A 10,891-nucleotide genomic window follows, 5' to 3' on the forward strand; every position below is an offset into this window, starting at 1 on the left:
AAATCCTTCACTACTTTTTCTATAGTTTTCTCCTCGTTGTAACAAGGAATTAGAACTGCGATTTTATCCATAATTCTACCCACCCCAATCAAGCCATAAATTTAAATATAAATATATTATATCATAAAAATATTTTAGCAAGTCAACAAATAAAAAACTTCACTTTAGTACACTAAAAACTACACTTTACTTCACTAAAAGCTTCACTACACTTCACAAACCACTTCACTCACTTCACAAATAATAAAAAACCCCCACATTACTGCTTATTACAGTAATATGGGGTGTGAAGCGGACATTCGTAGTCAGCTTTGTGACTTCTATGCTAGCTCTTTCTCTACTCTATCAAGTGCTGATGCTACAACAGCATCCATATCATAATACTTATATTCTCCAAGTCTACCGCCAAAGATTACCTTATCTTCTTTAGCTGCAAGAGCTTTGTAATCTTCATAGAGCTTGCCATTCTTCTCATCATTAACTGGGTAGTATGGCTCATCTCCTGGCTTCCACTCAGAACTGTACTCTCTTGAAATGATGGTCTTAGGAAGGTCGTTACCCTCTTCATCCTTACCAAATTCAAACCACTTATGTTCAATAATTCTTGTCCAAGGTGTTTCACTATCTGTGTAGTTAACAGCTGCGTTTCCTTGGAAGTTTGGAATATCAAGTGTTTCATTTTCAAAACGAACTGAACGATACTCGAGAGTGCCAAGCTTATAGTTAAAGTAAGCATCAATAGGGCCTGTGTAAACTACCTTGCCGTCTTCCTTCAATTCAGCAAGAAGGCTCTTTTTTGTTGCTTCATCAAGATAATCAAGGTTAAGTCTAACGTCGATACCCTCAAGCATATTTTCCACTAGCTTAGTGTAGCCGCCGATTGGAATTCCCTGATAAAGGGCATTAAAGTAGTTATTATCAAAAGTTAGTCGCACTGGTAATCTCTTAATAATAAAGGCAGGTAAATCCTTACATTCACGTCCCCACTGCTTTTTAGTGTATCCCTTAATTAACTTCTCATAAATATCCTTACCTACAAGACTAATTGCCTGCTCTTCTAGGTTAGCTGGTGGATTAATTGAACCATCTGGATTTGTTCTTGCCTTTTCGCCCTCGGCTCTTTGCTCTTCGATTTTTGCCTTAGCTTCTGCTGGTGTAACTACACCCCACATCTTATTAAATGTGCACATGTTAAATGGCAATGAGTATAACTCTCCCTTATAATTTGCCACTGGTGAATTAGTGAATCTGTTAAAAGTTGTAAACTTATTAAGATAATCCCATACAGCCTTGTTATTAGTATGGAAAATGTGTGCTCCATAAACATGCACATTAATGCCCTCTTCCTTTCTAGTGTAGACATTACCTGCGATGTTACCTCTCTTATCAATAACAAGAACTTTCTTTCCTGCATCTGTTAATTCTCTTGCAAATGTAGCGCCATAAAGGCCTGCGCCAACTATAATATAATCATACATAATCTCTTAGCTCCCTTTCTGCTTAAATTTCTAGCTAAATTTTAACTCAGTCGGGGTACAAACTTCGTCTGAGTTAAACGCTCCGCGAGGATGCGCATTCTAATAATTTTTCTAGTTTCCCGTAGCTACAATTATAGAGCCAAATCTCCCAAAAGACAATAGAACTTGTATATTTACAGGGTATATATTATAATAAACATATGTATTCTAGATGTGAATTAAATATTTTATTAGTTTTTGTTTGGCAAATTCTCTTGACAAAATTTAATTTTAGAATTATTCTAATTCTAAGCTGAGGAATTAAAATACATTTTCTTAAGCCTAACTAGAAGAAAGGAGAATTACCATGACGAAATACGCTAAGGAAATTTTAGACATTGTAAATGCATCAAGCGATCACTTAACCGCGGAAGAAGTCTATTTAAAGCTCAAGGCTAAGAATTCTAAAGTCGTCCTTGCAACTATTTATAATAATCTAGGCACCTTAGTTAAGAACGGCGATGTTAGAAAGATTGCAATGGATGGAGGCTCTGATAGATACGATAAGACAATCCGTCATGATCATTTAATATGTGCCAAGTGTGGTAAGATTTCCGATTTCACATTTGAGGATTTAACAGAATCACTTGAAAAGCAATCCGGTATTAAGATTCTATCTTATGACCTTAAGATTTCTTATATATGCGACGATTGCAAGAAGAATCATTAATTTTTTTATTTTAAGGAGGATTTTAATTATGAACAAGTACGCAGGAACACAGACAGAGAAGAACTTACAGACCGCTTTTGCCGGTGAATCACAAGCACGTAATAAATATACATATTTTGCTTCAGTAGCAAGAAAAGAAGGCTACGAGCAGATTGCAGCTCTCTTCGAGAAGACAGCTAACAACGAGAAGGAACATGCTAAGCTTTGGTTCAAAGAACTTGGCGAACTTGGTGATACACCAGCTAACCTTTTATCAGCTGCTGAAGGCGAAAACTACGAATGGACAGATATGTATGATGGTTTCGCTAAGACTGCTGAAGAAGAAGGCTTTACAGCCCTAGCTGCTAAGTTTAGAATGGTTGCTGCTATTGAGAAGATGCACGAGGAGCGTTATAGAAAGCTCTTACAGAATGTTGAAACAAAGCAGGTATTCGAGAAGAGCGAAGTTAAGGTTTGGGAATGCCGTAACTGTGGTCATATCGTAGTTGGTACTAAGGCTCCTGAAGCATGTCCAGTCTGTGCACATCCAAAGAGCTTCTTTGAAGTGCATGAAGAGAACTTCTAATTAGAGATAATCTTAGGGATAAAGATTAGATATATGAAAATGAAAGCGTTATCGCAGGTTTTTCACAGGGTGAATTACTTGGCGGTAACGCTTTTTTATTTCAATATGTTAGAAATGTTTTTTTAATCACATCTGAATGCTCTATCATTGTAGAATGCTAACGCAATTTATATAATTTCAATTATTATAATCCAAATTATATAAATCTTATGATACCCCTATAACATAATCCCCTCTAATTAACAAACACCCCCACCAGTCCGCATCAATTAACAGCGCATAATCTCTGTTATTAACACGACCCAGTGGGGTTGTTTATTAGTAGCATATTCTTTTGAAAATGTTACAAGTCTTATAAATCTTTCTTCCATAGACCATGGAGATTGCAATACTCATAAGCTGCTACTGCCTTCTTACCGCCAAGGTTAAACTTAACGCATGGTGGCTGACCTGGCTTGAGATACTCTACAAGTACACCATCTTCTGTCTGGAGACAGACAAACTGGATGAAGTGCTCTTCAAGCATTGGATGCTCTACTTCACCAATCTTTACGATAACTTCATCACCGTTGCACTCAACTACTGGTACATGCTTCTCTGTAGCTGCATCTGTTGTGTTAGCCTTAAGTAAAGTCATGTCCTGACCGCAACATACTAATGGACCGCCCCCATCATGAAGTTTCATGATAATATTGCCGCAAATATTGCAGCGATAAATCATTAATTCTGCCATAAAAACCTCCTTATTTAATTACTCAAAATTAGATATTTATATTATAACTTATATTGCGGGGGTATACAAGGAGTATATTTATCGTAAGTCTTCTTTTATACATGAGTAATAAGGCATGTGCCCTTTCCTCTAATAATTATCTCTTTCTTACCTGCACTTACAAAGAAACTGTCTGCTGGTTTATATTCCATTGATGATTCACCGTTCTCATCTTTTACAGCAATACTTCCAGTTCCCTCAATAAATAATGCTGACATAAATGAGGATTCATCTACAGGTATTCTAACCTCATCATTCACCTCATACTTTGTTACTTCAAAGTACTTACACTGAACAAGACGTTCCTCTGTATAATGTTCATTACGTGCAAGAATAATTTCATTCTTATTATCCTTAACGTACTTTTCTGGTACAACTACATCAAGAGATTTTTCCACATGTAATTCTCTTAAATTACCAAACTTATCTCTTCTATCATAGTCATACATTCTGTATGTACAGTTTGAATTCTGCTGAATCTCCGCTATTAAGATACCTGCACCAATGGCATGAATAGTTCCGGCCTTAACCATTACTACATCTCCAGGTTTAACATCGATTCTATTAAGAATTTCTGTAATTGTATTATTCTTAATTCTTTCCTCGATTTCTTCCTTAGTAGCATCTCTCTTAAGACCACAGTAAAGGAATGCTCCTGGCTCTGCATCTATTACATACCACATCTCATTCTTACCATACTCATTTTCTTTCTCAAGAGCATACTCGTCATCAGGATGAATCTGAATTGAAAGATCCTTCTTAGCATCGATAAACTTAATAAGAATCGGGAATCTGTCCTGTGCCTGACATTTCCATCCTAGCGCTTCCTTACCAATAACACTTAAGAAATCGTTAAATAATCTACCCTTATATTTACCCGTAGCTATTCTACTAAGTCCGTCAGGGTGGGCTGATAATTCCCAACTCTCTGCAATAATGTCATAATCACATTTCTTACCATATACATCACGAAGCTTAGTTCCACCCCAAAGATTATCCTTAAAGGCTGGATCAAGTTTTACAATAGGTTCTACTGCTGCAACAACATTATTGTTCTCTTCTGATGTCTGATAAATTTTTACGAAATCATCATCCATAAGGTTTTCACCAATTCCGATTTCAATAATAATTAAATCCTTATCAGTCTTATTAGCAACCTTATGCATTACACCTATCGGTACATCTACGCTTTCAAATCTATTATAGTCCTTAGTCTCATCTCCAACTGTAATAGTTGCAACACCTTCAACTACTGACCAATGTTCTGTTCTAAGTTCATGCTTATGTAAGTTCATCTGATATCCAGGATAAACTGTAACCTTACGTACCTTATAACCTTCGTTATAGCTTAAGAGCTCATGTGTACCCCATTCTTTATAAGAAATTCTGTTATGATCAAAGTACATCTCATAAGTATCTCTATTATCCTTAATGATATCCTTAACACTATCAGCTGAACGTCTTGAAGACACTAATAATGCATCTTCTGTATTAACAACTACAATATCTTTTAAATCATTAGCTACAACAAGCTTTCTTTCGGCTTCATTTATTACAGTAACGTTATTACAATCCTTCTTAATGACAAATTCCTGATTATGTACCTGTGCAATGTCTTCTAAGTCATTAGCTGAACCTACATCCTTCCATCCAAATGTAGCTTCTACAACTTTAATCTTATCAGCTTGCTCAAATACTAAAGTCTCAATACTACCTGTTGGAATATCTTTCATAACATTCTCATTAAACTTAATTGATCTTCTAATAGCAGGAACTTTTCTCTTAGCTTGTTTACACTTTTTAAAAAGCTCAGGATTAACTTTACTAACTAGATTAATCATTGCACCTGCACTAAATACTAAAATGCCTGTATTCCAAAGATAGCCCTCTTCATAGCTAAAGTCTTTACTTTGCATATTATCAAAGTTAACCTTTGAAATATACTGAGTAACCAATTCTCCTTTTCTCTTTATATATCCAAGGGTAGATGTTCTATAAAGAGGCTTTGATCCAACTGTTACAATATCACCATTCTTGGATAATTCCTTTGCAGCAATAATTGTATCCTTATAATTATCACCTTCAATCAGGTTATCTGAGTTAACTACTAATACAGTTTCTGTTTGGTTACAGAATAAAGTACCAAGCATAATAGCTGCTGCTGTTCCATGTGCTTCACCTTCAAGTAAAACACGATATTTAAGACTCTGGAAAGCCTTTAATTGACCATTAACTATATGCTTATAACTTTCGTTAGTAATAATTAAAAACTCATCACAGAAAGGCATGTTACGAACTACTGTCTCCTGTAATATAGATCTTCCTTCCTTAACATTCATAAACTGCTTAGGAAATTGTCTGCGTGATAATGGCCATAAAGCATCTCCACTACCACCAGCTAATATAATACATTTCATAACTTACTAATTCCTCCAAATTGGATAACAAATCTAGTCTGTAATGGATAGATTATAGCACAAGTTAAATTGGATTTCACCTTGTTGTTTAATTTTTAAGTTGATAAATAAATCGAAAAACACTCTATCTCATATTAAAATAAGACAGAGTGTTTTTATTATATTAATCTTACTAACATCATATTATATACACCAAACATATTTACAACAAAATATACCACTAATAATAAATATAGCAACTTTCTTTTATCGAATTCTATTTTAATTTTGCTAAATCCTACTACCGCTAAAAATGGATATATTATAGGTGTAAAATATCTAGCTTGAACGCCATTAATTGATTCTGAACCTACCGCTGTATATGCGAGATAAAATGCTGTTGATATTAAAGCAACACCACCTAATAAGAGAACTAATGTATATAATCTAACTAAAACATTAGAAATTGCTTTATCGCATTCTGACTTATCAAGTATTGTAACTATAATTATCACTATAATAATCAATGACCATCCATATGTAGAAAATCCTAGATTTCCATAATTTGTAATTCCTTGCTTCAAAAAATCAAACGATAAAAAACTAAATATAGTTTTTATTAATATCATCGAATACGCAATAGCATTATTGAAGATAAAATATAATTGTTCAACTGGATTCACTCCAGCTCCTCCTCTTACATCTCCTGTTATATTTATTTCATTAAACATTCTAATAATCAACATTATACCAGTTAATATAAAAGGAGATATTGCTATGATATAATACTTTACCCTACTTACCATTTTTTTCCATGGCATGAAGAATGGTAGAACAAGCATAGGTAAATATATTTGTTTCGGTATACAAGCTACCATAAGTGAAAAGCACATTATAATTTCATCTCTATAACTAATTTTGGTTTCTTGCCTTTGATACTCTCCAATAAAATAAGCAATACCCAAAAAAGAAAATCCTAATACCCAATAATCATAATTATAGCAACATGCAATAAAAATATTTGTAGGCAAAAGTGCTATTGATGCAAGTATTAGTTTACCGCTTTTTAATTTTTTCATAGCTAAATAACACAACACTGTATAAACTAATAAATTACACACTTCTCCCAATATATATATTGCTCTAAATGATAAATTAAACAATCTTCCAAGAGCCATTCCAATTCCTGCTGGTACATGCGCTAAAGATATACTTTCTTTAGATTTATCAACAATATTTGTATAATTATGATTTAAATTATTTATATTTTCTCTGTTTCCAGAATAATCGTTTTTTATTAATGACTGTAATCTTGCATTTGTAATATATAAATCTGTCTTCGTTTGATATGTATCTCCTAAATATGAAGCATTTAATGATAATCTATAATGCGTATCTATATCCCATCCTGCATGTCCAAATGGACAGATGCAACATATACTTAGACCAATAATCAAAATATATCCCGAAAGGATTATTTCGAATTTTTGTGTTATATTCCTAGTAATATATATCCACCCAACCATAATGAACATACATAAAACAAATATCATTCTACTATATCTAAAAGTTGTATCTATATTTATAATGTTCATAACTCTATAAACAACATTTTCTATTAAAATTGAAACGGCCAAAGAAATAACTATATATCCAATAGATAATATCAACATTCGTTTATGTTTTTTTATATATACAATAATACGACTTATCATGTTTCTCTTTTTGTCATAATATATAAATATTACAGACACTCCTAAAGATAATAGTACAAGAATTAAAAAAGGTATATATTTAAACTTAATTGATTCTACATTGTATTCAAAATCATTTTCATGAAACTCAATAGAATCTACTGTATTAACACTAATTTCAGAAATCATAAAAGAATTTACATCATCAATATTTTGTATCTCTAAAAAAGCATATCCCGATTTAGAATTTGTAATTGCATTTACAATTGTTATTAACTCTTCTTGATTTGCTTTACCATATAGATACACATCTATAATTTTATCATATAATGCATCTTCTTTAAGTTTAATAGTTATATATTTTGTTTTATTTATGTTGTTATTAAAATTTACATTAATTGACCCATCATTATCTACATTATCTGATAAAAATTCTTCCTCACTAATAACTGATACAATATCATTCGTTTTATGAATATAATTAATATAACTTTTATTAGTATAGCATAATGCAAACGAGCATGTAATCAATGCAACTAATAGTACTCCTGCTGCAACTTTACTTATTATTTTCTCTCTCATTTTATAAACTTAATCTCCTTTATTATAAGCTTATTTTAAATTATAATATTAATTATTATTAAAATCTAGCCATAAATTTGTAATTAATAGTATTATCTGTTATCATAATTAATGCATTTTTAAATGTTTACATTATTATATATGGAGGAGGGTTACACCCGTTAACATAATATGGATAAACCTTTAGTATCAATATGTATTCCAGCGTACAATAATGCTGATTACATCACAGAAACAATGGATTCAATCATGAATCAAACATATCCCAACATAGAATTAATAGTCGTAGACGATGGTTCTAAAGATTCTACTTGGGAAGTCATTAATGAATATAAAAAGAATTATGAAAAAAATGAATTAACAAATAAGCCAAATGTAAATAGATCAATTCGACTATATAAAAATGAAAAAAATCTTGGAATGAGTGGTAATTGGAATCATTCGCTAGAATTATGTACAGGAAAATATTTAAAATTAGTATGTGCAGATGATTTAATGGATCCTGATCTAACAGAAACAGAAGTTTCTATTATGGAGCAAGATAATGAAGTCTTATGTGTTTCTTCTGATACCCGTTTTGTAGATTTAAATGGGGACTTAAAAGGCTATTATAGAAGATATCACAAAAGTGGTAAAATAGATGGTAAAAAGGCTGTTAAATACTCTGCTTTCACAAGAAATTATCTTGGAGCACCAGCTGCTAATTTATTTAGAAAAAAAATCCATGATAAAATTGGTGGCTTTGATCCAAGCTTTGTATTTATTGTAGACTATGACTTTTATATGAGAATTTACTGTTCTGGTAAGGTATATATTCTACATGACAAGCCACTTAACTACTTTAGAATAAGAAATGATTCTAACACTGGTCAAGTCCTTGGTGGTGGTAAAACCAAGACATATGTTGCAGAACACAAGCATTTAATGGAAAAAGCAGCCCCAGTTATTGGACTATCTAAATTCCAAATTACTATTAGCGTATTTATACGTAGAATTATGTGTGTTCTAGGTGCACTCTATTTAAAACTAAACGTTCCTAAAGAATAAAAAATAAGAAGTAGAAATCATTCGATTTCTACTTCTTATTTTTCTATCTATTAGATTTCTTGTTTAATATAATAAACATATCAGCTACTAAAATAATAATTTCAATAATTGTCGCCAAAGCAAGGGTTAATGATGCACCCTGCATTCCCATACTTTTTTCAAGTATTGGCGATAAAGCAAGTGATGTTAACACAGCTGCCAAATTAGATATAACAAGCCCCTTAAATCCTCTAATTACAGTTAGAACACCACAGAATAACCATGAAACAGCTGTAATTATTGTACAAATAATTAGCGGCATTAATAAATCCACATGCGATGCAACTGTGCTTCCGTATAATAAATTCAAGCCCCATTTGCCTACTAAAGCTCCACCAATAAGACCTATAACTGATATTATACAGACTGCAACTATACACTTAGCTAATATCTTTAAGAAGCCCTTAATATCGTCATTATTATACTTTTCAGCAAACAATGTAACAAAAGGATTGAATATATATGTAGCTCCCACCTGAATAATTAAAACTGGTGTGGCTACTGCTCCATAAATAGCTAAAATATCATTTCCCATTATTCTTTCCATGTATAAACGTGGAATTGAAGCTATGGAAGTTGATAAAGAACTATATATTACAAGTGGTAAGCACTCAATTAAAAGTTCAATAACAACTTTAGACTTAAAATCAAACTTAAGACTTTCTAAATCTCTAACTCTTGGTAAATCGTAAACAATTATTGCAAGCGCTGTTAGTACAGCCACCACAATAAGTGTTAAAAACATATTCTGAGTTATATATAAAACAACCGAGAATGAGAGAAGTGTTATAGCTCCTCGAATAAGCATTGACTTACCTGCTATATCTAGTCTCCAGTTTTTCTGAAACATACCAGAGAAACAATCAAATGTAGCTTCTACAGCCTTAACTATAAAATAAGTTATAATACAAGCTCTCTGCTCTACTGAATATGGTATAACTAAAATATAAACAATACATCCTATTAATGATAAGCCTATGGTTATAATTCTGCTGTAAAAGTATGTCCCTGAGGAATACTTATTCTTAACATCTGAAACCTGATAATTTCTCATGCCATAAACTGATATTGCATACCAGATATTAGTTACAGAAATAGCTAAAGTTAAAATTCCACCAGCATGTAGGCCAGATAATCTAACGACTAAAACTGTCATTAACCACTGACAAGCTAAGTAAAATGTTGAGCCACAAGTGTTCCACATAACACTTGATGCCATTGACAATTTTTTATTATTTCCCATTTTATTCTTCTCCAAAATCTATATAACTTGCCAAATGATTATGTCTTTGGTCTTCTGGAGGTAACTCCATATAATCCCCATATTCCTTGCGCAAGAATTCATCGTAATTCTTAACCATCTTAACAGTTGTATCTTCAAAAGGCACATCAATAAGTGGCCAAGCATCACTCTTTCTTACCATTAGATTCTCGCCTGTAATATAAGAATAATCTATATAAAGATCGGAATCTTTTTCAGGACAATTTGTAGCATATTTTAAATATTTTTTATAAGTCTTTTTTGATGTTACATGAAATAACTTCAAACATCCATGAACAAGATACATTCCAGCTGTAATAAACTTCTTTAAAACAGGATTCATATTAG

9 protein-coding genes and 1 pseudogene are annotated in these 10,891 nt (G+C 32.2%); 3 read left to right on the top strand and 7 right to left on the bottom strand.

Translation table 11 applies throughout. The features are described 5' to 3' along the window. Both QVA17_RS12620 and glf read right to left on the bottom strand, forming a co-directional pair. Positions 1-71: pseudogene (locus QVA17_RS12620) on the bottom strand (glycosyltransferase family 2 protein); the annotation flags it as partial. Positions 72-320: 249 nt separating this feature from the next. Continuing rightward, the gene (gene glf, locus QVA17_RS11380) at positions 321-1,478 is read right to left on the bottom strand and encodes a UDP-galactopyranose mutase (protein ID WP_287389008.1); all 1,158 of its coding nucleotides are present in this window, start codon (positions 1,476-1,478) and stop codon (positions 321-323) included. Positions 1,479-1,824: 346 nt separating this feature from the next. Here glf and QVA17_RS11385 point away from each other — a divergent pair, with 346 nt between their 5' ends. Both QVA17_RS11385 and rbr read left to right on the top strand, forming a co-directional pair. Continuing rightward, a complete protein-coding gene (locus tag QVA17_RS11385) occupies positions 1,825-2,187 on the top strand; it encodes a Fur family transcriptional regulator (protein WP_287389010.1) in 363 nt (120 codons plus the stop codon). Between the two features lie 28 nt (positions 2,188-2,215). Continuing rightward, positions 2,216-2,752, top strand: coding sequence for a rubrerythrin (rbr, locus tag QVA17_RS11390; RefSeq protein ID WP_287389011.1), 537 nt, complete (start codon positions 2,216-2,218; stop codon positions 2,750-2,752). Between the two features lie 352 nt (positions 2,753-3,104). On the opposite strand, the gene QVA17_RS11395 is transcribed toward rbr, so the two are convergent. From QVA17_RS11395 to QVA17_RS11405, 3 genes are all read right to left on the bottom strand, one after another. Continuing rightward, a complete protein-coding gene (locus QVA17_RS11395; protein ID WP_027431957.1) occupies positions 3,105-3,485 on the bottom strand; it encodes a desulfoferrodoxin in 381 nt (126 codons plus the stop codon). Between the two features lie 95 nt (positions 3,486-3,580). Then, positions 3,581-5,941: a type I phosphomannose isomerase catalytic subunit gene (locus QVA17_RS11400; RefSeq protein WP_287389013.1), complete on the bottom strand. Its 2,361-nt coding sequence runs from the start codon at positions 5,939-5,941 to the stop codon at positions 3,581-3,583. A gap of 158 nt (positions 5,942-6,099) precedes the next feature. Beyond that, positions 6,100-8,196 carry a DUF2142 domain-containing protein gene (locus QVA17_RS11405; RefSeq protein WP_287389014.1) on the bottom strand — a complete coding sequence of 699 codons (2,097 nt, stop codon included), beginning with the start codon at positions 8,194-8,196 and terminating at the stop codon, positions 6,100-6,102. 171 nt (positions 8,197-8,367) lie between these two features. Here QVA17_RS11405 and QVA17_RS11410 point away from each other — a divergent pair, with 171 nt between their 5' ends. Then, on the top strand, positions 8,368-9,243 hold the full coding sequence (locus tag QVA17_RS11410) for a glycosyltransferase family 2 protein (RefSeq protein ID WP_287389016.1): 876 nt from the start codon (positions 8,368-8,370) through the stop codon (positions 9,241-9,243). Between the two features lie 43 nt (positions 9,244-9,286). Here the strand turns inward: QVA17_RS11410 and QVA17_RS11415 are convergent, their stop codons facing one another. Further along, the gene (locus QVA17_RS11415) at positions 9,287-10,525 is read right to left on the bottom strand and encodes a lipopolysaccharide biosynthesis protein (RefSeq protein ID WP_287389018.1); all 1,239 of its coding nucleotides are present in this window, start codon (positions 10,523-10,525) and stop codon (positions 9,287-9,289) included. A gap of 1 nt (position 10,526) precedes the next feature. Further along, positions 10,527-10,891 (bottom strand): LicD family protein (locus QVA17_RS11420; protein ID WP_287389020.1); only part of this gene is annotated, 365 nt, incomplete at its 5' end.

Source organism: Lachnospira sp., assembly GCF_016290755.1.
GTDB lineage: Bacteria > Bacillota > Clostridia > Lachnospirales > Lachnospiraceae > Lachnospira > Lachnospira multipara.